Genomic DNA, 23,944 nt, shown 5'->3' with positions numbered 1-23,944 from the left:
AATGTAGCTCAATCAACCTAATTGTATTTTTCTCAGAAATCAATCCGCAAAAATAGCGGGATTTATCCATAAAACGTTGAAGAAGTAAGATTATTCGGCCAGGGCAGTCGGGTACCGATTTATTGGTTCAGATCAGCCGCGGCTTTTTCATCAACTAACCAGATCAGGTCACCATTAACAGGTTTAATCACCTGCGACGGGTACTTGTCGGGATTATAGGCCCCTTCCAGCACTTCTTTTAGCGGTTCGGCTTTTTTGGGTCCTGCTACCAGAAACAGCACGCAGCTTGCCCGGTTCGTAATGGGTGCAGTAAGTGTCAGCCGGTACATGCCCTGCTGTTGCAAAAAATACGCTTTCGTCCAAGCCGTTTCTTCATGCACTACGTCTGTACCGGGGAAGAGTGAAAGCGTGTGACCGTCGTCGCCCATACCGAGTAATACCAGGTCAAACGTAGGCCCCGTTTCGCCGAAATATTCATGCAAGATACGGTCATAATCAGCGGCAGCCGCTTCGGGCTCGAGGTCGGTACGCCATACATGAATCTGGTCTTCCGGGGTGTACACGTGCCCGAGCAACGTATCGTAGGCCATGCCAGCGTTATTTTGCTCGTCGTCTATCGGTACGTAGCGTTCATCACCCCAGAAAATATGGAGCTGCATCCACGGGATTTTCTGCGAATACGGTGGCTTAGCCAATAATTCGTGTAACGCTTTGGGGGTACTGCCTCCTGACAAGGCTATGGTAAACCGATCTTTTTTTCAGCGTATCTGTGATTCGCTTTGTGATCAGCTCAGCCGCGGCTTTGGCTAATTCAGTCGGGTTCTTTTTTATAATAAGCTGCATAATTGTCTTTAGACAAAGTCTTCGCGCATGGGCGTAAAAATATCGACCAGCACGCCCGCTTCTTCACAAACGGCTCCGTGCCAGACGTTTGGCGGAATATAGTAAGCATCGCCTTCCCGTACGATACGTGTCTCGTCGGCAATGGTGATAGAAAACGCCCCACTCGCTACGTAGCTCATCTGCGTGTGCCGATGGCTGTGCGGTGTTCCGATACCGCCCGCGTCAAAGGCTACTTTGACCATCATCAGATTGGCGTCGTACGTCATTATTTTACGTTTCACGCCATCAGCCACCTGCTCCCAGGGCAGGTTCTGATCATCCACAAAAAGAGCGGCAAGTTGGGAAGTCATGTATGTATTAATTGGTAGTCATTGGTCAGTAGTCATTAGAAAATACGGCAATGACTACTGACCAATGATTGATTTATTTTGCCATCCACTGGAATCCGTCTTTCTCAACGAGTTGCATGGCTGCTTCAGGGCCCCATGAGCCGGGCGCATAGTTCGGAAAATCAGGCGTTTCGCTCGACCAGGCTTCCAGAATCGGTGTTACCACTTTCCAGGCAGCTTCAACCTGATCGGCACGCATGAACAGGGTTGCATCGCCGGTCATTACGTCGAGCAACAGCGTTTCGTAGGCTTCCGGCTCCTGTCCGGCATAGGCATCCTTGTAGCTGAAAACCATTTCGACCGGATCGATTGCCAGCGTTTGACCTGGCCGTTTTGCCTGAAACCGCAGGCGAATATCCATAGCGGGCTGAATCCCAATCGTCAGCCGGTTGGGTTGCCAGCTCTGCGTTGCTTCTTCCGGAAACGCGTAGTATGGCGCAGGTTTGAACTGAATGGTAATAACGGTTGCTTTCTCGGGTAGCGACTTGCCGGTACGTAAGTAAAAAGGTACATCTTCCCATCGCCAGTTATCCACGAAGAGTTTAACGGCGGCAAAGGTTTCAGTCGAAGAATCGGGCTTCACCCCTTCCTCCTGCCGATAACCCGGAATGTCCTTGTCATCTTTTTTGCCGGGACCGTACTGACCACGAACGGCTACATCGTTCACCTGCTCAGGTTTTATCCGACGGATAGCGTTCAGTACGTCTACTTTCTTATTCCGAACTTCGTTGGCATCGAACGAGATTGGCGCTTCGGTAGCTACCATACACAGCATCTGAAGCAGGTGATTCTGAATCATGTCCCGCAAAGCGCCCGATCCTTCGTAGTAACCACCGCGCCCTTCGAGACCGACCGTTTCAGAAGCCGTAATCTGCACATACTCAACGTAACGTCGGTTCCAGATCGGCTCGAACAGGGAGTTGGCAAACCGTAAGGCCAGAATATTCTGAACCGTCTCTTTACCGAGATAGTGATCGATGCGGTAAATCTGTTCTTCAGCAAACAGCCCACCCAGCAGCGTGTTCAGCTCCTGAGCTGTTTTCAGATCATGTCCGAACGGTTTCTCAACGACAATTCTGACGTGCGATTTATCCCCACAAAGCGGCAGTTTACCCAGGTTCGTAGCAATGCCGGGTACAAGTTGGGGCGCTACGGCCAGGTAAAACACAACATTGGGCAATTCGCCCCATTCCGATTTTTTGCTGGCTACATAATCAGACAGCTTTGTATAGGCACCGGCATCGCCCGCGTCCATTTGCAGGTACGAAATAGTCGGGGCAAAGGATTTCCAGGTGTCGTCGGGCCCGTTTTTACGGCGCGAAAACTCCTGAACACCTTCCAGCAAACGCTCCCGAAATGACTCATCGGTATACGAACTACGTCCTAAACCAACGACAGAGAAGCGTTCGGGCAAATAGTTATCAATAAACAGATTGTACAGAGCGGGGGTAAGTTTACGAAGATTAAGATCTCCACTGCCTCCGAAAATAAACAGAATCGTAGCGGGTGGCCGCTGATTAGTAGCTGGAATCATGGGTCGATGTATTGACGGGCGCAAATTACCGCCAGTCTGATTTCCGAACAAGTTTAGTCCGTTAAGGTTTCATCTTAGACGATGATTCTGCTACTTTTGGCCTTGTTTTCCATTCATTTATATCTCTCATGAAAATTGCTATTGGCTCCGACCACGCTGGTTTCCGTTATAAAGAAGCGATCAAACAGATGCTTATCGATCTCGGACATGACGTAATCGACAAAGGCACCTATGCAGAAACCCCCTCTGTCGACTATCCACTTTTTATCCGGCCCGTTGCCGAAGCCGTGGCCGCTGGTGACGTAGAAAGGGGCGTTGTACTCGGTGGTTCCGGCAATGGCGAAGCGATAGCGGCCAATCGGGTACGGGGTGTTCGGTGCGGCCTGTGCTGGAATGAAGAGTCGGCTCGCCTGTGTCGGCAGCATAACGATGCGAACGTTATTTCGCTCGGCGAGCGGATGATGTCGGAAGAAACCGCGCTAAACCTGGTTCGTATCTGGCTCGATACGCCGTTTGAAGGCGGCCGACACCTGGCGCGAATTCAGGAGCTCGATACGTATTAATGCATGGAGCCTGGAGCGAGGTTTCATTCACTCCAGGCTCCACGCTCCACGCCTAAAGACCATACTATATGCAGATTCTGTGGAATTACCTGAAACCCTATCGCTGGCTTGCCCTACTGGCGTTGGTTCTGGCAGGTATTGCCCAGATTCTTTCCCTGGTCGATCCAATAATTTTTGGAAAACTTATCGATGAATACGCCACGCATCCGGGTCAGAAAACAGAGACCGAAAAAATCAGGGGCGTTCTTTCTTTATTAGCCCTGGCGGTTGGGGTGGCTATTCTGTCGAATATTACCAAGGCTTTTCAGGAATACGTAATGCGGCTGGTTGTTCAGAAGTTCGGGACCGATATTTTCAATGACGGCCTCAAACAAACGCTACGTCTCAATTATCAGGAATTTGGCGATCAGAGCAGCGGGGCTACCCTATCGATTCTGCAAAAGGTACGTACCGACACCGAAAAGTTTATCAATTCCTTCGTCAATGTTCTGTTTTCGTCTATTGTTGGCGTGGGTTTTCTGGTCTGGTACGCCGTTACCAAGCATTGGGCGCTTGTTCCCGTATTCCTGACCGGGGTGTTGCTGCTGGGCGGTATTACAGGGTTTCTAAGCAAAGAGATCAAAACGACGCAGCGGTCAATCAATCGGGAAACGGCTCAGCTGGCAGGCGTCATTACGGAATCGCTACGTAATATCGAGTTGATAAAAAGTCTGGGATTGACCTTCTCGGAAATCCGGCGATTGAAGGTGCAGACCAGCCACATTTTCGACCTCGAAATGTTTAAAGTACGGCGGGTACGTTTGCTGTCGTTCTGGCAAAGCACAACGCTGAATCTGCTGAAACAGTCGGTCCTGTTTACGTTGCTCTGGCTGATTTTTCACAATATCCTGAGCACGGGCGAACTGATCTCCATGCAGTTTATTTCGGTTTCCATTTTCAATCCTTTGCAGGATTTAGGCAATATCATACTGGCTTACCGGGAGGCTGAAGCGGGCCTGAACAGCTTTGGTAAACTGATGCAGAAACCGATTGAACGTAATCCGGAGTCGCCCATTGAAGTAGGACCGATTGAGCGACTGCGATTTGCCGATGTGGTATTTCGGCACAACGATGCGGCTCAGAATGCCATTGACGGGGTTTCGTTCGAAGCTACTCTGGGTGATACCATTGCCTTTGTTGGCCCATCGGGTTCTGGCAAATCGACAATGGTGAAGCTTCTGGTTGGGTTGTACCGGCCAGTAGGTGGCGAAATTTACTACAATGACATTTCAACGAAAGACCTTCGATTTAACCCGATGCGTCGTCAAATCGGGTTCGTTACGCAGGAAACGCATCTTTTTTCGGGAACAATCCGCGACAATCTCCTTTTTGTAAAACCGGATGCGACCGAAGCCGAAATGCTCGATGCCTTAGACAAAGCTGCCTGCGACCATCTGCTTGCCCGATCTACCCAGGGACTTGATACGCAGATTGGCGAAGGAGGACTTAAAATGTCGGGGGGCGAAAAACAACGCTTATCCATTGCCCGTGCGCTGGTCCGCCACCCGCGCTTATTGATTTTCGACGAAGCGACTTCGGCGCTTGATTCGCTAACCGAGGAAGAAATCACCGACACCGTTCGCAGCGTATCGGCCATGAATGAGCAGATAACCATCCTGATCGCTCACCGGCTTTCGACCATTATGCATGCCAACATCATTTTTGTATTGGAAAAAGGGCGGATTGTTGAAACCGGAAATCACGATACATTAGTGGCACAAAAAGGACTCTACTACGCTATGTGGCGGCAGCAAATCGGCGAACGAAAGACCGGACTGGTAGCCGTTAATGGCTAAAAGCGGTAGACGTGAACTAAGTACCCCACCATGAACAAACGTGCCCGGCAAGTCAGTTACTTCCTGTCCAGTCAGTATTTTTCTGACGGGCTGCGGACAACGCTGTCAATTCTGCTGCCTGCCCTGGCATTGATGCAGTTCGGGCAGTTGCAGGCTGGACTGGCAATGTCGCTGGGTGCGCTGAACGTCAGCATTAGCGACGCGCCGGGTCCTGTAGCGCACCGACGGAATGGAATGGCAGCCAGCGTACTGCTCTGCGGACTCGTTACGCTTATCACCGGCTTTGCCCGCATGAACCCTTACGTACTGGGTCTGGAGATCACGCTGTTCGGTTTCTTTTTCTCCATGTTTGGAGTCTACGGCAATCGGGCTACAACTGTTGGAACGGCAGCCCTGCTGATCATGATCCTGATGCTCGACCGGCCGCTCGACGCAACTGGAGTTTTGCACGAAACTGCGCTCGTTATTGCTGGAGGCAGCTGGTATATGGCGATCAGCTTGCTGGCGTCGCAGTTACAGCCTTATCGGCTGGCCCAACAGGCATTAGGGCAATGCATTCACGAGATGGCTAAGTTGATGGCCATTAAAGCCGATTTCTATCGGGTGTCAACGGACCTGGACGATGATTACCGGCGCCTGATTGCCCAGCAGGTGGTGGTTAGTGAAAAACAGGATGCCGTACGGGAAGTGTTGTTCAAAAGCCGTCGGATCGTTAACGAGTCAACTAGTACCGGCCGGTTGCTCGTCCTGACATTTACCGACGTAGTGGATCTGTATGAGCAGATTACAGCCATGTATTACGATTATTCGTCCATTCGCGAACGCTTTGGCCGGACGGGTGTACTGAATACCGTAGCAAAATTAATTCGTCGCTTATCCGTCGAGCTGGATCATATTGGTCTGGCAATTCAGTCACCCGTACGATTTCATCGCCCGGTCGATATTAATCCAACGCTGGCGGAGCTGAAACAAACAATTGATGCGCTTAGTGATCAGGAAGGCAGCACACTGGTTCTGAAAAAAGTGCTGGTTAGCCTGCGTGCCGTTAGTCAGCGTGTTACGACCCTTCAAAACAATTTATCGAAACCGGATAGAAGCCCGGTACGTACCGACGACATTGAATACGGACGCTTTATTTCGCACCAGATTATTGACGTAGAGTCGTTTAAAGATAACCTCACGCTCAACTCGTCAGCCTTCCGGCACGCAGCCCGGGTAAGTATTGCCATGCTGGTCGGGTACGTTGTAACGATGCTGCTTTCGTATGGACACCACAGCTACTGGGTTCTGCTAACCATCACGGTTATTATGAAACCCGCCTTTAGCCTAACCAAGCAACGGAACATTGAACGGATCATAGGCACGCTGGCCGGTGGGCTCATCGGTGTTTTAATTTTGACATTTGTGCCCAATAAAACGGCTCAGTTTGGGTTCATGGTCTTTTTTATGCTGGGTACTTACAGCGCTCAGCGAACGTATTACATGGTCATGGTTATCTGCGTGACGCCTTTCGTCCTGATCCTGTTCAGTTTTCTGGGGGTTAGTTACCTGGGTGTCGTTGAAGAACGTTTTTTTGATACCTTGCTCGGAGGGGTTATTGCTTTTATTGCGAGCTATCTGCTTTTTCCGCAGTGGGAGTCCGACCAGCTCATAAAACCCATGCAAGCTGTACTACAGGCCAATGTACGGTATCTCCAATTACTTCTCGACAGCCTGTCAGGCAGGGCGATTGATATAGAAGAATATAAACTGGCCCGGAAGGACGTTTATGTTACGTCGGCCAACATGGGAGCCGTTTTTGACCGAATGATGTCGGAGCCCAAACACAAACAACGTAACGAAAGACTTATTTATCAGTTCGTTGTACTTAATCACATTTTATCGGCCAACATTGCTACCATTACGTCCGACCGGATAAGCAGTGAGCCAAAACCGTGTTCTGCCTCATTCATTCGGCCCGTAAAGCGAGCTTTATTCACCCTGACGGAAAGCTTACGTCGGTTGGGCGTTTCATCGATGAAACCAGCACCAGAACTTCCGGCTGCCGATTCTAAAGGAATAACTTCTCCCACCGACGACCGGTCGGTTGGCGAACAACTCGCTTTTATTCAGCAGGTCAGTAGTGATATTAGCAAATGCGTTGAGCGAATAAAGCCACATGCGAAGTCTGTAACCGAATCCTAAACGCATCGTCTGCCAGTAACCAACCCAGTAACCTAATTTAATTATGCCGTATTTAGTACTTGATTTAGAGATGACCGGCCCGGAGCCGGATTATAATGAAATCATTCAGATTGGTGCCGTCCTTTTCGATGACAACTGGGTTGAGCGCGGTCAATACCTGACCAACGTGTATCCCGAAAACCAGGAAGCGTTTTCTTCATCTTCCGAAAAAATCCATAATCTCTCGCTGGCTGAGCTGGAAGATGCTCCCATGATTTATGACGTACTGCCTGAGCTTGAAGAATGGATTTGTAAAGAGCTTGGGCTTCGGGTTCCGAAAGGCCAGCTCGACCGGACTCCGTTTCTGCGCGATGTGATTATCTGCGGACAAAGTGTGATCAACGACATCAATTTCCTGAAAGAAGCGTACCGTTATGAAAAGCTGAAATGGCCGTACTCGCGTGTGCTGCTCGATTTACATACCCTCGCTTTCTTTACGTTCCGGGTACTGAAAGCCAATGGACGCAAAGTCCCCGACCGGCTAAGCCTGACTGCCATTGCCAGCTATTTCGGCTTTGCCCGTGAAGATGGTTTTCACAATGCCCTCGAAGATGCGGTATTGACGGCGAAGTGCCTGAAAGAAGTCTTTAAACTGAGTGAGGCAATGAAACTGACGACTTAGTCACCCGTTTTTTCTGCCAGAACCACACACCCGCTATGCCAAAAGCCAGTAATGAAACAACAGTCACCCAAAGTGCATAGTTAATACGGTCAAGTGGTTCCGTATCGCCTACGATTATCAAACCTGCCCAGAAATTGGGCATTTGGTTTGTTTGATTGGCTGATTTGAGCCAATCCTGTTTAGCACGTTGCAGGGCAATATCTTTGGGCAGCCCCTCATCAACGTACTTGTAAAAAAGCTCTGTCAACTCATAAGTAGCCAGATTTTGAACACTCCAGAGCGTCGTTAGAACACTGGGCACACCCTGAGCCGCAAATCCTCGTGCTAAACTAAACACGCCTTCACCCTGCTGAACTGCTCCGACGCCCGTTTTGCAGGCTGCCAGCACCACCAGCTGCACATGAGGCAGATCACCGTCGCCAAGGTCAGAAATCTGTAGCGCAGAATCCGCAAAAAAGAGCCGGGGTTCCTGCCCTGAGCTGTCGGCAGTGGCATGGGTAAACAGTTGGATAACACTTGCATCGGCAGCCTTGCTTAGAAATGCCCTACGGGTTGCATTCCTGTGTGTTAGCAGGATTGGTGACTGAAACTGTTCAGCAATACGTTTCAACGCATCATCTGAACCCGGCAACGAAACCTGTTTCAGCGAGGGGTCGAATTCAACGGGCGCAATGCCCAGGAATCTTCCCTGACGAACACTCGTCCCAGCCTTATGTTCAGTATACGTTTTCAAGAGTAAACGAGCTGAATACGTGTAGCTGAAAGCGTAATCTTGCACCAAATAATCAGCCGTTTCTGGCGTCCGGCTTAAGGTTTCGAAGGGAACAAACGAACCGTCTGGCGAGACAATAACCCGTCCTGCGGGCAGCTTGAGGGGCGCCAGTAGCTGATTGTACAGCCCGTTACCCAACGTCAGAAACAGATCCCGGTTTGGTTTACGATTCATGGCATCCGGATTAGCCAGAAGCCCCAAAAACGCCTGTATATTTTTTTGATAGGCATTCACCGGCTTTACGTAGAGCCTAGCGGTATCAGCCGTTACGCCTAACACATACACCAAACTATCTCCAACGAAATACGTAACGAACGAAGCACGCTGTCTTTTCAAATGATCCCGCAGATCAGCTAACGACGTAATGGTGGTATCGTATCTGTAGCGAAAATAAGCTTGGTTTGATAGTTCCAATCTCTTACGAAACTCATCTAAATTGGTCTGCTCCTTATCAAGAGCTTGTTGAGCCTTCCGAAACACTAGACTATCCATGCCTTTGCTGGTAGTCGTTTCAGCAAGCTGGGCCTGCAAACTACTTACAGCTTGCTGCAATCGTTGTTCTTCCTTCGCCTGTTGAGGAGATAACTGCTGGCGGGCACCCAGTTCATTCAATTTGTCGGCCAGCATGGCAGCCCGACTCTTTTCAAAAAACCGAAATGCCTGTTCAGTATCCTTAAGTTGCAGGCAGGTCTCAATAGCTTGCTTGTAGATGCCTCTTGTTTTCTCACGCCAATAGAGCTTGGAAGAATTTCCAGTATGTTCCCAACGCATGAAATCAATCATCTGATCAGCTAATTTATACGTATTAAGTGCGTACTGAAACCGCTGGTGATTGTTTGTGGCTTTTGCGTAAGCAAGCCACGTATCGGCCTTGTCCTGAAGTAAAGTGAGAAGGTATTCTTTACCAAAGGTTGCCTGCATCTTACCAACAATAGGCTGTGTGGCAGTCTGCTGGTCAGGCATGTCGAGTCCAACTATTTTGAGAGCTTGTTTATAGAAGGAAATGGCTAACGCAAATTGGTTCTGTCGGGAATAAACACGCCCTATATCATTTAATACGACCATTCGGCTTGTGGCGTCATCACTATAAGTTAGCGCCTGTTTATACATGCTGAGAGCTTGGCCGTATTGCCGTATTGTTTTCTCGTAGAATTCGCCTAAAGTGCTTAATGTTTGTACACAACCGTAGCGAAAATTTATCTGTCGATAGATGGCGAAAGCTTTCTGATAATATCCAGCGACATCCTCATAATTATGCATGTCATTAGCTACACTGCCTAGCAACGAATACACATCTGCTACGTCATTCGGGTTATCGACGACATTGATTAAAGTCAGGGCCTGAGTTAAATCATCTTTAGCGGCTTTTAGCTCGCCAAGGCGTATTAATGCCTGCGCTTTTGAACACAAATTTTCGGTAACAACCAGCTTATTATTTGCCTGTTGAGCCATCCTGACGCCTAAATCAGCTTCACGAACAGCGGCCTCGTAATCACCAAGTAGATACAAGATATAAGACTTTTGGCTCAGTGCCTTACTGCCCCACATGCGCTTTACAGGATAGAGACTAGACAGTCTGACACACTGTTCATAGGCAGATAAAGCTTCTTTATAGAGGTTCTGATCGGCGTATATACGACCCGAATTATAATAACTGTTGACCAGATTCGGTTTATTTGCGAAAGACGTTTGACGCTGGTTAATGGCAATAGCCTGGTTCGTATAAAGTTGCCCCATCTGGAAGTTGCCTTCCTGCCAATAGGTACGTCCAAGCACGTGCATTAGTTTGGCATACACTGAATCATTTGTTTGCTGACAATGAATATACGTCCCTTTCAACAGTAGCAATTCACGTACTAATTGGCCTTTAGGGGCATTTTGTTCTATGACGGTTAATTGTTCATAGCGCGTTACCAAGTCCGGGCACTGAGGGAATGCCCGACTATTCAAAGCAAATAAGCTGCTTATGATTAAAAATAGACGGGCATACATAGCAAAACTGAATTGACATAAAAAACAATTAATTAGATGCTCTATATACTTCAAACCTGACTATTTATTAAAAGCTCATAAATGCTCAGGTTCACTATGGGACTGCCTGAATATATTTATTTTGATAAAGGGTTGTGCCACCTGTTGCCTGTGTCATTGCCCCAATAACTGTGCTTCGGTTTTGTAGTCCTCCTGGCTGATTTATCTGAGTCGCCAACCAACCCGCCAAAATCGGGCTAGCAAATGACGTTCCTACAACACTAACAGAAGAATTCTCCAGTACAAAACGACATGAGTCCACAGTTGCCACAAAATTAGGAACTACACCTAACACAAGACTGGGGCTGTAATTTTGTCCTATGCAGGCACTTAGAACTGACGAATTAAGATGAGCGGTAGAGACAGCCAGTACCCGATCAAATTCGCTAAACGATGCCGGATAAAACTTTTTCTGCATATTAGCTAAGTTACGAGTAGAGTCAGGGCTTTCATTCTGGGGTTTATTTCCAGCAGCCGTAACAATCCAGATTCCTTGGTCGGTAGCCTTTTTTATGTACTGACGTAGTAAGCTATCCGGCTCTCCATAATACCCCAGACTCATATTAAATATTGGAATATTATTGCGCCGGGCTGTTTCCATAGCACACATGAGCCCAAACACATCGCCCTTGTTGTCAGCACCTAGTACTTTCATCGGCACAATTTTCACGATGGTAGGGCTGCTGTTCGACTGACGAACCACTAAATGCGCGACTCCAGACCCATGCTTACCAATGTTATTATCACCAGTGTCACTAAAGCCTCCGCTTCCCCCTACAAAATTCCATCCTTTCTCGCTTGTATTAGATGGTATTCCGGCAATATTACAGAGGTTTACAGTATGTTTCCTGTTCAACTCCGGCAAATAAGATTCATCCAATCCACTATCAAATACAGCCACGGCAACTGTTTTGCCTGCATCCTTATTCTGCTGACTAATGTAGACATTCAGGGGGGACAGACTAGCAGGCCGCGATATCTTGGGGTCAGTCGGCTCAAAGACATCAATCGTATAATTGAAGCCTACCGAACCTTTCTGCACTGGCAGATCAATGCCACCGCTGGCAGCTCCCCCTCCTCCTCCTGGTTTGACAGCAAGCGGACCTTGTCCTTCTATAGTGTAACTATTGGGAAGGGTTATATTGATTAGTGTACTATCGCAAGGGCAACGACGTATTACAATTGAATCAGCAGCTATAGTACCCCCTGCCTCATCAACGGCATCAATCAGTCTGGCTTTAATATCAGCATCAGACACATATGAATTTAGCAGAAAATTAACCGAAAACGGCTTAGGATTTTCGGGCCCCTGAAGTGTCGATTTAACGCATTTACATCCGATAAATGAACTGGCAGATAATGTAAAGCCAAGCAACCAGAACAAAAATTTTCGCGATAAAGGGATAAGTTTCATAAAAGTGGATGGTGTAGATTATAATTCAGTTATTCAATCCCGCTTATTAATCGCTCAGCTTCCTGTTTTCCGTCCAAGTTCTTGTTAATCACATCCTCGAGCAATTTTTTGGCCTGGCTTTTATCCAACGGTTGGCCACGCTTCAACAGAGCAAGGGCTTCATAGAACGTACCGGGGTTAGCAACCAAGTCTGTTTGCTGGCTTAAGCGATGAAAAAACGTTATAGCTTTGTCGTAATTACCTTGCCGCAGGGAAACAATACCCGCATATTTAAGCGCATTTTCATTCTCAGGCTGGCGGGTCGCTATACGTTCAAACAAGGCTTCAGCTTCGGCTAATTTTCCCTTATTGAATTGCTCCGCTCCTATTGTCAGGCTATCGACGCCTTCTCCACCCATCGTGGTGGGAAGCTCCATAAAATGTTCGGTTACGTATTCATCGACCAGGCGATCTGCCACAACAGCTGAATCGGTCGGGCGGAAAAATAGCCAGCCTAAGCCAAGTAATAGAATGACACTGGCTGCTGCGGCCCAGGACATTGGCACACTTCGAGGGGAACGTACTGGTATGTTTTGGGTACGTAACTCATCCAGTTCAGCCCGACGCTGTTCACGCTCACGGACTTGATCCTGTGCTGCCTGCCTCGTCAGAAGGTAAAAAGCCACGGCATCCGCCACTTCCGGATCGGTATTTAGGACGCTTTCAAACTGGGTACGTTCGACGGGAGAAAGCTTTCCCGCCAAATAGTTTTCAATGGTCTCCAGATCAGTTTTCATCATGTATTACGAAAATCGTTCGCGTAATTTTTCCAGGCACCGTAAACGGCTGGTTTTAGCCACCGCAGCTGAATTATAGCCCATCGTTTGCGCAATTTCTTCGTCAGAATACCCTTCGCCCATAGCCAGAATCATGGCACGGCATTTCTCGCCCAACTCACGCAGATGCTGGTGCAGCTTTTCCAGATTACTCTGAGCAATGAGCTTCTGCACAACTGACCGTGATTCATCCGGCAGTTGCATCAGCGAATCATCGAGCGAAAAGGTATCGTGAACGCTACTTCGATTAGTCGTCTTTTTTCGAATAGCGTCAACACATTTGTTCATAAATATTTGATACAGATACGTTTTGAGTTCCGAACGCTCCTCAAACCGCCCAACACTGATACTTTCGAAAGCGGAAAGCATCGTATCTGAATACGCACTGGCGCACTCATCCTCCGTCAGGGCGCGGTGTTTACGCGTTCCTTCCGCAATGAGATATTGGTATTTTATGTACAGCTTATTTTCACAGAGTCGGCGTTGGGTACCGTCCGCCCGGATACCTGCCATCAGATCAGCGTCGGAAGGCTGTCTGGATAAAAGTCCCATAGGATAGAAGATTCATTATGAGACTGTAAGATAGAGAATTTAAGGGTATTGTTTAGGTAAGGGCTTCGCTAACCCTTTCCGTTAGGCAAACAGGAAAGGGCGCGGGCTAAAGCACAACACAAACACGAGCAGGGCAACCCATCCGAGCACCTGACGCTTCAAATCCAGCGGCTCCTCCAATTCGGTTTCGGGATGATAAATTCCTAAAAAACGACCCAGCACCAGCACAAAGATCATAAACCCGGAATAGCCAGTCCAATCGGGCCGAATCCAGGAAATAACCAACTGTGCCGTCACAACGCTAAGCGTAACGAGCAGAGAGGTCGTCCGATTTTCACTGATGCGTGAGAACGCCAGAAACAGAACAACGACATACAGGCCAAACGTACCTAATTCCGAAAAGAAAGCTTCATCAGACGGTACGGCAAAATCAGTGGGTTTGAACTGCCCCAAACCGGCATAAAAGGCAAAGGCAATAAATAATGTCGGCGCTACCCACCGAAATCGTCTGCGACCAATGAGCGCATACAGAATATGGCCACCATCTAACTGACCAATCGGAATCAGGTTGAGTGACGTAAAAAATAAAGCCAGATACCCGGCCATTACGTATGGATAATGCACCATCTCGTACGGATGTGGCACACGGGCCGGATCGGCAACATACGTTTTGAAAAAGTAGAATAACAAATTGTCTCCCAGCCCCATAGCTCCTCCTTCTGGTATGTTCTGATACGCATACTTTCCGTAGTCGAGTCCCCACTTCTGATATTCGGGGTGGATGGTAAAGATGAATTCAGGAGGGGGCAGGTGCGTAAAGGCATACCACAACACAATCAAGGCCAGCACAAAACCGGCCAGAGGTCCGGCAATGCCAATATCAAAATATTTCTGTCGGCTGTTAATGTAATCTTTGATACGGATAAACGCTCCTAGTGTGCCGATACTTTGACCGAGACCCAGCCAGAGCGGAATATAATAGGGCAACGTAACGCGCACCCGATTCGCTTTCGCCGTAAAATAATGACCGAACTCATGAACAGTCAGAATGGCCAGGAAAGGCACAGAAAACTGGAATCCATCCAGAAACTCTTTCCATCCAAGAGGTTGAGTTCCTTCAAAAGGTATAAATAGTCGCCCATACATCCATTCTGCACCGGCCAGCGTAGTCGTAACAAGAGTAATTAAAAAAAGACCTCCGTGCAGGAGGTAAGTTTTATTACGTTGATTCATAGGGTGTAATGTGTAATGAATAATGTAAAATGGCTATTGCCCGAAAGCAATTATTCATTTTGCATTGTCCATTATACATTCTTTAGATAGTCCAGAATTGTCAATGGGGGTTGTACGTGTACCGCCTGAATCCCTAACTCAGCGGCCGCCTGGATGTTCAGGGCATTGTCGTCGAAAAAAGCGGTTTCTTCGGCCGCCAGACCCGCTTTATCCAGTACGTGCTGATAAATTTCGGGCGACGGTTTCATGAGCTGAACATCGTAGGAATAAAATACCTTCTCAAAAAGTTCTTCAAGTGTAGGCTGGCCCATACCTGTCAGCACTTTGTTGACGTATCGGATGTGAATAGCGCTGGTATTACTGAGCAGGAACAGCCGATAGTGCGATTTTAACTCTTTGATTCGCTCAAGACGTTCAACCGGTATATCAAGCAGAACGGTGTTCCAAGCCGTATCAATAACTTCATCGGCCCAACTGTCGTTTTTGAGCAATTGCCGAACGTGCGCCCGAAAGGCATCATCGTCAATCAGGCCGGTCTCATACTGACTCAGAATATTATGCTGTTTCCAGAGTGCCAGCACTTCCGTTTCGGGGAGGTTAGCCAGCATGGCGAAGTTCCGCATGGGAGCCGTAAGGTCAATGGGAATGATAACGTCGCCGAGGTCAAAAATGAGATTTTTAAGCGTAGTTTTGTCGAGGGTAGAATCCATGCGTTACGTTCAGATCAGGTCGTATTGAATCGTGAGCCAAAGATAAGGGTAGATTGGCAGACAAAGCACGAAAATAAGTTGGCAAAGTTAATGGTTCAGGCTTAGCCGAACAGACCGTATCGGATGATACAATAGATGGCGCGGAAGCCGTCTTTCCAGTTTATTTTTTTTCCTTCTTCGTAGGTTCTGCCATAGTACGATACGCCGACCTCATAAATACGTATGCCGGGCACTTTGGCAATCTTGGCTGTCACTTCCGGCTCGAACCCAAATCGTTTTTCTTTAAGCGGAATCGTTTTGATGATATCTGACCGGAACAACTTATAGCACGTTTCCATGTCGGTTAGGTTCAGGTTCGTACACATATTACTCAGAAACGTCAGGAATTTGTTACCGATGGTGTGCCAGAAAAATAAAATCCGGTGCGCATTTCCTCCTACAAAACGGGACCCGTATACGACATCGGCAAAGCCATCCAGAACGGGTTTGAGTAAAATATTAAACTCTTCGGGATCGTACTCCAGATCGGCATCCTGAACGATCAGGTAATCCCCACTTGCTTTCTGAATTCCTGTGTGTAAAGCCGCCCCTTTTCCCTGATTTACAGCATGTGCTACGTATTGAATCTCGACCGAAGGGTTTAACCGAATAAAGTTAGAAACGACGGCTTCTGTATTATCTTTCGAACAATCGTTTACAACGATAATCTCTTTGTCGACCTGCCCGGCCAATTGGATGTCAACCAGCTTTTTTAAGATTCGTTCAATGGTTTTTGCTTCATTATAGGCAGGTACAATTATGGATAGTTTCATCGGCTAAATAGCATTAATTCAAAGCGAACCGTATATCTCATAGATAGCAGCGCTCATGACAGACAGACAACAGATCGCGAGGAGAAGATAATCATGTTGCTCTTCTTTCTTCACCAGACCACACCAGATTAAACAGGGAGCTATGGTTGCGAAAATGGAAATTCGCTCGTAAAGATAGGGAAGCGTTATTAATAATATGGCTGACCCAAGCAGACCGAAAAATAAGGGATAATGGTCTCGGTGAACGCGAAGCCAGCCTAAGCCTAGCAATCCAAAGCCTGCAACCCAGCCTACCTGATAGTACGTTCCGAGAAGCAGGTGACTGCCTTCGCGAGCTATCCCGACGATATCAGCTATAAAATAAAGCACTATAGCCGCAAAAATCGTTGCGATGACGACTGACAGCGAATAAACCCGGTGAGTCTGAATGTCCCGGATGGTTCGATTACCAGCAATCCACAACGTAGTTCCAGCCAGCATCAGGACGGTTAAGGGGTATCCAAACGAAGGCTTACCATTTACGTGTGTATGTTGAAAGAAATAGTGGTTTATAAATTTTTGCGGGTACATCCCCCCAGGTCAACCACGTAATCAATACGCCACAAATCGCAACTACGCCGAAAATGATTACCCGGATGACGTCCTTTTTCACTAATGGGAACGTAGGCGCAAATAAGCCGATAGCGCCCCCTGTAAAGACCTGAAAATTGACGGCAAATAACAGAAACAGGAGCCCTATTTTTTTACCGCGAATGGTTAAGATCCAAAAAAGATAAAAAAGCAAAATACCTGGTAAAAGTGGATGCGCCCGGCTGGCGTAGATAAGCACATAGGGATTGAACAAAATTGCCAGTGCTTTGTGACGGCCATTCCGAACATGAATAATGGCTAGAACCAGCCAACACAGTAAGGCTATAATACGACCGGATGGCAATAAAAACTGGCCCAAAAGCCCCAGGTTAGCCAGAATCGCCTGGGCGCTTGCGATCACCCATAAATAAAAGGAAGAAATCGACCAGGCCGGGCTTAAATCCAGAGCTGGCCATATTGAGTAAGCCTGAAAAAACGCATCCAGATAACCGCCCCCTTCATCGCCCCTGGCCTGTAGCGTGACCGAAAAATAAAGCAAAACAAAAAACGTAGTCGCAATTATTCCATAATAAATCTGTAGCTGTTTTTTTTCAATCATACCAACAAAACCTATTAGAAGCGGGTAAACTTCCGTTCAAAAAAGTGAAGCCTACAGAAACTTACGTTTGATGTTAAAACTTGTGATAGTGTGCAGTACGTTGTTGAGAATGGATTCTTTAGTTTCCACAGCTCGTCTAAAAGCGGGTAGAATCGAAAGAAGTAGAGGCATGCGAACGGGCTTTCTTACTCAACGACAACGCCCATTGAGCAGAATTTATCAATCCGCTGATTGATACGTTCCTGTGCCTCAATCGCGTTCAACTCGGCAAGCGTATCCAGAATAACCGTTTTCAAATGGTTTGCCATAGCCTGATGGTCGTTGTGCGCGCCCCCGACAGGTTCTTCGACAATTTCATCGACCAACTTGTTTAGCTGCATATCCCGAGCCGTTAGTTTCATTGCTTCAGCGGCCTGCTCTTTAAAATTCCAGCTGCGCCAAAGTATCGTTGAACAATTCTCGGGAGAAATAACTGAATACCAGGTATTTTCAAGCATCATTACCCGATCGCCAATGGCAATTCCCAAGGCACCTCCCGAAGCGCCCTCGCCAATGATGATGCAGATAACCGGTACGGTCAGCATAAACATTTCTTTGAGGTTGCGCGCAATGGCTTCGCCCTGTCCACGCTCTTCGGCTTCCAGACCCGGGAAGGCCCCCGGTGTGTCGATCATGGTGATGATTGGCTTGTTAAACTTCTCAGCCAGTTTCATCAACCGTAGCGCCTTACGATACCCTTCCGGGTTGGGCATACCAAAATTTCGATGCTGACGCTGTTTGGTGTTACGTCCTTTCTGCTGACCAATAATCATCACCGTCTGGTCGCCTAGCTGACAAAATCCCCCTACCATAGCCGGATCATCGCGAACGGTTCTGTCGCCGTGCAACTCGATAAACTGATCGCACATAAGCGAAATGTAATCGAGCGTATAAGGGCGGTCGGGGTGTCGGGATAGCTGAACCCGCTGCCAGCGCGTTAGATTCTGAAAAATTTCCCGGCGCAGTTTGTCAATGCTCTGCTCCAGAATGTTTACGGCTTCGCTGACGTCCACATTACTGGTTTGGGCTAATTTTTTAGTCTCTTCCAGCCGCGCTTCGAGGTCGGCAATCGGTTTCTCAAAATCGAGGTATGTTCTCATGCACAATGATGAATGATGAATTATGAATGATGAGTGATAAATGATGAATGATAAAATGCAGCACGTGGCTATCATTCATCATTTATCACTCATCATTCATCATTTATAAGTCAAAGCTTTCGCCTTTTTTTGGAATAATCACCTGTGGGTACCCTTCTTCGGCAAGCGTGTCGCGGAAGGATTCCATGCTCTCGTATTCGCCATGAACCAGGAAAACCCGTTTGAGCGTTTCAGGCGATTGCATTTTTACGAAATCAATCAAATCGTTTCGGTCGCCATGACCACTAAACACGTCAATTTTTTCAATATTGGCCAGCACCTGATGGTCTTTGCCTTTGATGCTAAGTGTCTGTTGCCCATTTAGTAAACGCCAGCCAAGGGTTCCTTCGGCGCAATAGCCGATGATGAGTATGGTAGCGTAAGGATTGCTAATATTCTCGGCTACGTGATATTCAACCCGCCCCCCCTGAACCATACCCGACGACGAAATGATGATGCAGGGTTCAGCGTAGTTCGATATAGCCTTACTCGCTTTCGACGATTCCAGAAACTGAAAATTCTGGAAATCGAACAGGGTTTCGTTTTCTTTATAAAATTCTCTGGCTTCCCCGTTCAGCATTTTTACATGCTGCATGTAAATCTTCGTGCTTTCGTAACCCATCGGACTATCCGAAAAAACTTTGATGGGAGGAAAGTTCCGTTCGGTATAGAGCCGGTTAAGGGTGTAAAGAAGGGCCTGAGTCCGGCCAACGCTGAAGGATGGAATAATCAGCCGACCCGGAATGTCGATGCAGGTTCGCTGAATAACATCGGCCAGCGCATCTTCGGGCGACATGGTATTTTCATGCAGTCGATTGCCATACGTACTTTCACAAATCAGATAGTCGACCGGCGGAACAGGTGCCGGATCGACCAACAGGGGATAATTCCGGCGGCCAATGTCGCCCGAGAAGCAGATGCTTTTCCGTTCGCCATTCTCCGTTACGTTAATCAGGATATGAGCAGCACCCAGTAAGTGACCCGCAGGAATGAACGTTACGTCCACACCATCGGTCACCCGAAACTTTCGGTTGAAGGCAATGGGCACTACGTTTTCCATAGCTTCACGGACCTGCCGGTCCAGATACAAGTCTTTCTGCATCTGGACCTGCCGGTCTTTCACGCGTTGTTTCTTACTGGCATTCAGCTCATTAATTCGCTTCTGATTAAGTGATGCTGCATCTTTGAGCAATACGTTCGTCAGCGCAAATGTAGGTTCAGTACAAAGAATCTGGCCCTCATATCCCTCGCGAAACAGATTAGGTAAGTTGCCCGAATGATCGACATGCGCATGGGTCAACAGTACTAGATTTATGCTTGAAGCCTCAAATGGAAAGAATCCGGGATGAGTAACGACGGGGGCTGTCTGACCGTTCGAACTGGCCTCTCGCGGCCCAGACCGTTCCAGATCGGAACCACAGTCAATGAGGATGCGGTAATCATCCTCCAGTTCCAGCAGGTACATACTACCCGTTACCTGCCGGGCCGCCCCCAGAAATGATAATTTCATGCGTGCAACTTTAACAAATCAATGTCGTGTATTCGATGTTCTGTGAAGGTCAGTTTAAAGCCAGTGGGATGGTGTTTATTCTGTAAGTTTGCAAAGGTAAGAAATACCCTGCGAATCGCCTAACTGTTCCCAAATGCGCTTTATTCACCCTTTTTCAGCCTGTTTCGCTGCTTTTATCCTTTACGTTTCTATTCACTTTTTTACCGGTACGCCTGCTTATTCGCAGAGCCAGCGACAACCAGATTCACTAGCTACACAGCACATAATCAGGCTGCTAGAGGCATTTCAGGCTAGCCCCGCAGCCCGATTTGGAACGGTTGCGCTTTCGGTTCGGCGGGTTCGCGATGGTCGCGAATTTATTGGGTATAATGCCCGCCAGAGCCTGCCATCGGCCTCAACGCTCAAACTTATTACTACGGCTACTGCACTTTCGGTGCTAGGCGCCAATTTTACCTACACAACTACACTCGAATACGACGGGACAGTAAAAGACAGTACACTTACTGGCAATCTATACATTCGTGGTACGGGCGATCCTTCGCTGGGCAGCTGGCGGTTTACGAATTATTACGACTTGCCATCGCTACTAAAAAGCTGGTCGGATGCGGTTCGGGCAGCAGGCATTCGCCGTATTCAGGGAGCTGTGGTGGGCGACGCCAGCCTATATACTGATCTAACCACACCCGATACCTGGCCTTACGGCGATCTGGGCAATTACTATGGGGCCAGCCTCAGCGCACTAAATATTAACGAAAATCTGTATCGCATCTTTTTCAGGCCCGGCAAAGCCATTGATACACCCACTACTGTGTTACGTACTGACCCAGCTCTGCCCTATCTGACATTCCGAAATTCGGTTACAACCGATGCCGCTAATACGGGCGACCAGGTGAATATATTCGGTGCGCCTTTTCAGAATCAGCAGTGGCTGACTGGTAAAGTGCCGATGGGCGAACCTGCCAATGAGTTTAGCGTTAAAGGGGCTATTCCTGATCCTGCCTTTTTTACAGCCTATGCTCTTCAGAATCAACTTATTCAGGATAACATTACGGTTAGCAATCCTCCTGTTTCGGTGGGCGGTGGATTGCCGACCTCAATCCCTGCAAAAGGAAAGCGAACGATTCTGAATCAACATAAATCTCCAACGCTGGCTGAGCTGGTCCAACAGACCAATTTCCAGAGTATTAATCTTTACGCAGAAGCACTGCTACGTACCACGGCTTTAGCCCTCGACAAGACGGTTCGATCTACCGATTCTAGTTTAGAGGCACTGGAAACGTACTGGAAAACGAAGGGTATCAGTCTGGATGGGTTTCGAATCCGCGATGGCAGCGGCCTGTCGGCAGTGGGGGCGCTTACGGCCGACAACATGACCAGCATTCTGAGTGCCATGGGGCGTGAACAATCCTTTTCCAGCTTTTACGAATCCATTCCGATCATCGGGCAGACAGGTACAGTACGTAGCTTGGCTCGGGAACGGCAGCCGCCGGAAATATTCGGGCGAAGAGCGGCTCGATTGAAGGCGTTAGAGCCTATGCAGGCTATTTTAACGCAGCTGACGGTGAGCGAATGAGTTTCTGCGTATTGGTTAACAAGTTTACCCCCCGCCAGAATCGCACGGTAACTCAGGAACTGGAAAAGATTTTCGTAAGCCTGGTCAAACTAAAGGGTAAGTAAACAAGGCTGTTTACGGCCAACCTTTCAGGCGCCATGTTCTACACAAAGAGCCTGAAAGGTTGACTGGGCAATTACTCATCGCCTACGTGTTCGCAGACGGTTACGACATTGAACCAATACTGGCCAATGGCTTTTGTCACCTCACTTAGCCGCTGAAACGTGGGCGGTTTTGTGATGAAACTGTTCGCTCCGTTGAAATAAGAGGTTTCGATATCGTCTTTCGAATCGGACGTCGTGAGCACCACAATAGGAATATGCCGGAGCTGTTCATTGGCTTTCAGTTCGCGCAGAGCCTCACGCCCATCTTTACGAGGCATATTAAGATCCAGCAGAATTAGTTCAGGCAATGTATGCGACGAACCCGAATACCTTCCTTCGTATTTCAGAAAATCCAATAAATCTTCACCATCTTCCGCAAACGAAATGCGGCTGGATGGGTAATGCTGATGAAAAGCCTCTTTTGTGAGGTAACGGTCGTCTTCGTCGTCGTCAACTAGCAGGATATGAATAGGCTTCGGCTGAAGTTGGTCGGTCATAGTGTTGTAATGATTGGCTTTCTGGTAAAACGACAATGAATGTAGTTCCTTTGTTGGGCTGGCTCTTGGCCGTAATGTATCCGTTATGGTACATCACAACCCGCTTACAGATAGCCAGGCCAATGCCGGTACCTTCAAAGGCACTTTTACCGTGTAATCGTTGAAAAACTTTAAAAATGTGCTCTACGTATTTTTCGTCAAATCCAATACCGTTGTCTGCCACAGTAATTTCGTAATATCGCTGGTCAGGAATAAGCCCTGAATACCGGTTTCCTTCGATAAGCTGGGCCTGAATGCGTAATAAAGGCTGTATGTCTGACCTGATGAATTTGAACGCGTTCGAGATCAAATTGTTAAACAGATGGTCCATCTGACTGGCAACTGCCTCTACAACGGGCATGGGGCCAATCTCAACCTGTATATTCAGTCCTTTTATCCGTAATTCCTGATCGTCTAAAATACGCTGGATTATTTCATTTAGATGGACAGGTCTAAACGTTTCGTGCTGGTTCGATATTCGCGAAAAATTGAGCAGATCCCGAATGAGTTTTGACATTCGTTCGGCTGAGTGCGAGATTTTACCCATAAACATCATGCTGTCAGCATCGAACAGGTTGCCGTATCGCTCTGTAATCAGATTCGCGAACGACTGAATCTTGCGGAGAGGTTCCTGCAAATCATGACTGGCGACAAATGCAAACCGCTCTAATTCTTCGTTCGATGCCTCTAACTGCCGGATTTGTCCTTTCAGTTTTACTTCATAGTCCCGCAGTTTATCTTCGTTCTTCTGCCGACGTATCAATTCCTGTTCCAGTAAACGATAGGAAATGACCAGCACAATAAATGTCAGGACCGACAGCGCAAAGATGACCAGAACCGTATTGCGGAACGAACGCTCAGCCTGTTTATTCCGAATTTGCATCCAATCCCGTTCGGTGGCCGTCATGATCTTCACATGCCGTCGGAGCGCGTCCATACGTTGCTTGGCCTCTTTACTGACAGCCAGGTTGTTTCTATCCAGAACACTCACCCCCATTCGGGTTTCGGAAACCGCCAGTTTATCCTGAACCAGCTTTTCAAGAATAGACCGGCTCTGAATCTGTTTGGCATTATCGTTATAAACGACTCGCAGGTAATCAATTTGTTTCGGCAATTGTTGCAGCGCTACTCGATAAGGCTGCAGATAACTTGTATCGTGGGTGATAACATAGCCTCGTGAACTGGTCTCAACATCTTTCACCAATGACAGTACGTTCTGAATAGCCTCTGTCACCTGATACGTACGCTGAACCCGCTCCATGTCATCACTGTATCGCTTATAACTGTAGAACGATATGGTAAATCCCGACGCAATCAACACCATAGCCGTAATAAACCCCAACGTAATACGTCGGTTCATTACTTTGGGAGCAAACTGATTGGGAATTCTCATAGCACGATCTATCTCATACAAAGATAGAAAAAGAACAAAGGGGGGAACCGTCAGTCTTCAAAGCAGACGTCCTT

General features: G+C 47.8%; 19 protein-coding genes and 2 pseudogenes. 5 read left to right on the top strand and 16 right to left on the bottom strand.

Annotation, left to right across the window (positions count from 1 at the left end):
- Positions 1–119: 119 nt before the first annotated feature.
- The 3 genes and pseudogenes from pgl to zwf form a co-directional block, all read right to left on the bottom strand.
- Positions 120–843, bottom strand: a pseudogene (gene pgl, locus LN737_RS15265) (6-phosphogluconolactonase).
- Between the two features lie 8 nt (positions 844–851).
- On the bottom strand, positions 852–1,193 hold the full coding sequence (locus tag LN737_RS15260; protein WP_405520225.1) for a cupin domain-containing protein: 342 nt from the start codon (positions 1,191–1,193) through the stop codon (positions 852–854).
- 73 nt (positions 1,194–1,266) lie between these two features.
- Positions 1,267–2,766, bottom strand: coding sequence for a glucose-6-phosphate dehydrogenase (gene zwf / locus LN737_RS15255; RefSeq protein WP_405520223.1), 1,500 nt, complete (start codon positions 2,764–2,766; stop codon positions 1,267–1,269).
- A gap of 128 nt (positions 2,767–2,894) precedes the next feature.
- Here zwf and rpiB point away from each other — a divergent pair, with 128 nt between their 5' ends.
- The 4 genes from rpiB to LN737_RS15235 all read left to right on the top strand — a co-directional run bounded on the left by rpiB (position 2,895) and on the right by LN737_RS15235 (position 8,009).
- On the top strand, positions 2,895–3,329 hold the full coding sequence (gene rpiB, locus LN737_RS15250) for a ribose 5-phosphate isomerase B (RefSeq protein ID WP_405520221.1): 435 nt from the start codon (positions 2,895–2,897) through the stop codon (positions 3,327–3,329).
- Between the two features lie 68 nt (positions 3,330–3,397).
- Positions 3,398–5,164, top strand: a complete 1,767-nt coding sequence (locus LN737_RS15245; protein WP_405520219.1) for an ABC transporter ATP-binding protein — start codon at positions 3,398–3,400, stop codon at positions 5,162–5,164.
- A 30-nt stretch (positions 5,165–5,194) separates the two neighbouring features.
- Positions 5,195–7,348 carry an FUSC family membrane protein gene (locus tag LN737_RS15240; RefSeq protein WP_405520217.1) on the top strand — a complete coding sequence of 718 codons (2,154 nt, stop codon included), beginning with the start codon at positions 5,195–5,197 and terminating at the stop codon, positions 7,346–7,348.
- 43 nt (positions 7,349–7,391) lie between these two features.
- Positions 7,392–8,009 carry a 3'-5' exonuclease gene (locus LN737_RS15235; protein ID WP_405520215.1) on the top strand — a complete coding sequence of 206 codons (618 nt, stop codon included), beginning with the start codon at positions 7,392–7,394 and terminating at the stop codon, positions 8,007–8,009.
- Here the strand turns inward: LN737_RS15235 and LN737_RS15230 are convergent.
- From LN737_RS15230 to LN737_RS15180, 11 genes are all read right to left on the bottom strand, one after another.
- Positions 7,975–10,578 carry a CHAT domain-containing protein gene (locus tag LN737_RS15230; RefSeq protein ID WP_405520213.1) on the bottom strand — a complete coding sequence of 868 codons (2,604 nt, stop codon included), beginning with the start codon at positions 10,576–10,578 and terminating at the stop codon, positions 7,975–7,977. The genes LN737_RS15235 and LN737_RS15230 overlap by 35 nt on opposite strands.
- Before the next feature lie 289 nt (positions 10,579–10,867).
- Positions 10,868–12,226: a S8 family peptidase gene (locus tag LN737_RS15225; protein ID WP_405520211.1), complete on the bottom strand. Its 1,359-nt coding sequence runs from the start codon at positions 12,224–12,226 to the stop codon at positions 10,868–10,870.
- 29 nt (positions 12,227–12,255) lie between these two features.
- A complete protein-coding gene (locus LN737_RS15220) occupies positions 12,256–13,005 on the bottom strand; it encodes a tetratricopeptide repeat protein (RefSeq protein WP_405520209.1) in 750 nt (249 codons plus the stop codon).
- A 3-nt stretch (positions 13,006–13,008) separates the two neighbouring features.
- Complete coding sequence (locus LN737_RS15215; RefSeq protein ID WP_405520207.1) at positions 13,009–13,593, bottom strand: RNA polymerase sigma factor; 585 nt, start codon at positions 13,591–13,593, stop codon at positions 13,009–13,011.
- Positions 13,594–13,674: 81 nt separating this feature from the next.
- Entirely contained in the window at positions 13,675–14,826 is a 1,152-nt protein-coding gene (locus LN737_RS15210; protein ID WP_405520205.1) for a site-2 protease family protein, read from the bottom strand.
- 71 nt (positions 14,827–14,897) lie between these two features.
- On the bottom strand, positions 14,898–15,536 hold the full coding sequence (locus LN737_RS15205) for an HAD family phosphatase (RefSeq protein WP_405520203.1): 639 nt from the start codon (positions 15,534–15,536) through the stop codon (positions 14,898–14,900).
- Between the two features lie 101 nt (positions 15,537–15,637).
- The gene (locus tag LN737_RS15200; RefSeq protein WP_405520201.1) at positions 15,638–16,348 is read right to left on the bottom strand and encodes a glycosyltransferase family 2 protein; all 711 of its coding nucleotides are present in this window, start codon (positions 16,346–16,348) and stop codon (positions 15,638–15,640) included.
- An 18-nt stretch (positions 16,349–16,366) separates the two neighbouring features.
- Positions 16,367–16,828, bottom strand: coding sequence for a hypothetical protein (locus tag LN737_RS15195; RefSeq protein WP_405520199.1), 462 nt, complete (start codon positions 16,826–16,828; stop codon positions 16,367–16,369).
- Positions 16,829–16,859: 31 nt separating this feature from the next.
- Positions 16,860–17,537, bottom strand: coding sequence for a hypothetical protein (locus tag LN737_RS15190; protein WP_405520197.1), 678 nt, complete (start codon positions 17,535–17,537; stop codon positions 16,860–16,862).
- A 185-nt stretch (positions 17,538–17,722) separates the two neighbouring features.
- Positions 17,723–18,676 (bottom strand): acetyl-CoA carboxylase carboxyltransferase subunit alpha, encoded by a 954-nt coding sequence (locus LN737_RS15185; RefSeq protein ID WP_405520195.1) that lies wholly within the window; start codon positions 18,674–18,676, stop codon positions 17,723–17,725.
- Between the two features lie 103 nt (positions 18,677–18,779).
- Entirely contained in the window at positions 18,780–20,225 is a 1,446-nt protein-coding gene (locus LN737_RS15180; RefSeq protein WP_405520193.1) for an MBL fold metallo-hydrolase RNA specificity domain-containing protein, read from the bottom strand.
- Between the two features lie 133 nt (positions 20,226–20,358).
- On the opposite strand from LN737_RS15180, the pseudogene dacB reads away from it, so the two are divergent.
- A pseudogene (gene dacB, locus LN737_RS15175) lies at positions 20,359–21,902 on the top strand (D-alanyl-D-alanine carboxypeptidase/D-alanyl-D-alanine-endopeptidase).
- Between the two features lie 71 nt (positions 21,903–21,973).
- On the opposite strand, the gene LN737_RS15170 reads toward dacB, so the two are convergent.
- Both LN737_RS15170 and LN737_RS15165 read right to left on the bottom strand, forming a co-directional pair.
- Entirely contained in the window at positions 21,974–22,438 is a 465-nt protein-coding gene (locus LN737_RS15170; RefSeq protein ID WP_405520191.1) for a response regulator, read from the bottom strand.
- A complete protein-coding gene (locus LN737_RS15165) occupies positions 22,392–23,870 on the bottom strand; it encodes a CHASE3 domain-containing protein (RefSeq protein WP_405520189.1) in 1,479 nt (492 codons plus the stop codon). Before LN737_RS15165 ends, LN737_RS15170 begins: the two co-directional genes overlap by 47 nt.
- Positions 23,871–23,944 lie beyond the last annotated feature (74 nt).

It is taken from the genome of Spirosoma sp. KNUC1025, assembly GCF_045160025.1.
GTDB lineage: Bacteria > Bacteroidota > Bacteroidia > Cytophagales > Spirosomataceae > Spirosoma.
Note: the sequence above shows the minus strand (reverse complement) of the source record. Positions and strands in the feature narration are given on the sequence as shown.

Coding starts and splice junctions, on each gene's coding strand:
- LN737_RS15260 (WP_405520225.1), bottom strand. CDS start 1,193: ATGACTTCCCAACTTGCCGCTCTTTTTGTGGATGATCAGAACCTGCCC.
- zwf (WP_405520223.1), bottom strand. CDS start 2,766: ATGATTCCAGCTACTAATCAGCGGCCACCCGCTACGATTCTGTTTATT.
- rpiB (WP_405520221.1), top strand. CDS start 2,895: ATGAAAATTGCTATTGGCTCCGACCACGCTGGTTTCCGTTATAAAGAA.
- LN737_RS15245 (WP_405520219.1), top strand. CDS start 3,398: ATGCAGATTCTGTGGAATTACCTGAAACCCTATCGCTGGCTTGCCCTA.
- LN737_RS15240 (WP_405520217.1), top strand. CDS start 5,195: ATGAACAAACGTGCCCGGCAAGTCAGTTACTTCCTGTCCAGTCAGTAT.
- LN737_RS15235 (WP_405520215.1), top strand. CDS start 7,392: ATGCCGTATTTAGTACTTGATTTAGAGATGACCGGCCCGGAGCCGGAT.
- LN737_RS15225 (WP_405520211.1), bottom strand. CDS start 12,226: ATGAAACTTATCCCTTTATCGCGAAAATTTTTGTTCTGGTTGCTTGGC.
- LN737_RS15220 (WP_405520209.1), bottom strand. CDS start 13,005: ATGATGAAAACTGATCTGGAGACCATTGAAAACTATTTGGCGGGAAAG.
- LN737_RS15215 (WP_405520207.1), bottom strand. CDS start 13,593: ATGGGACTTTTATCCAGACAGCCTTCCGACGCTGATCTGATGGCAGGT.
- LN737_RS15210 (WP_405520205.1), bottom strand. CDS start 14,826: ATGAATCAACGTAATAAAACTTACCTCCTGCACGGAGGTCTTTTTTTA.
- LN737_RS15205 (WP_405520203.1), bottom strand. CDS start 15,536: ATGGATTCTACCCTCGACAAAACTACGCTTAAAAATCTCATTTTTGAC.
- LN737_RS15200 (WP_405520201.1), bottom strand. CDS start 16,348: ATGAAACTATCCATAATTGTACCTGCCTATAATGAAGCAAAAACCATT.
- LN737_RS15195 (WP_405520199.1), bottom strand. CDS start 16,828: ATGCTGGCTGGAACTACGTTGTGGATTGCTGGTAATCGAACCATCCGG.
- LN737_RS15190 (WP_405520197.1), bottom strand. CDS start 17,537: ATGATTGAAAAAAAACAGCTACAGATTTATTATGGAATAATTGCGACT.
- LN737_RS15185 (WP_405520195.1), bottom strand. CDS start 18,676: ATGAGAACATACCTCGATTTTGAGAAACCGATTGCCGACCTCGAAGCG.
- LN737_RS15180 (WP_405520193.1), bottom strand. CDS start 20,225: ATGAAATTATCATTTCTGGGGGCGGCCCGGCAGGTAACGGGTAGTATG.
- LN737_RS15170 (WP_405520191.1), bottom strand. CDS start 22,438: ATGACCGACCAACTTCAGCCGAAGCCTATTCATATCCTGCTAGTTGAC.
- LN737_RS15165 (WP_405520189.1), bottom strand. CDS start 23,870: ATGAGAATTCCCAATCAGTTTGCTCCCAAAGTAATGAACCGACGTATT.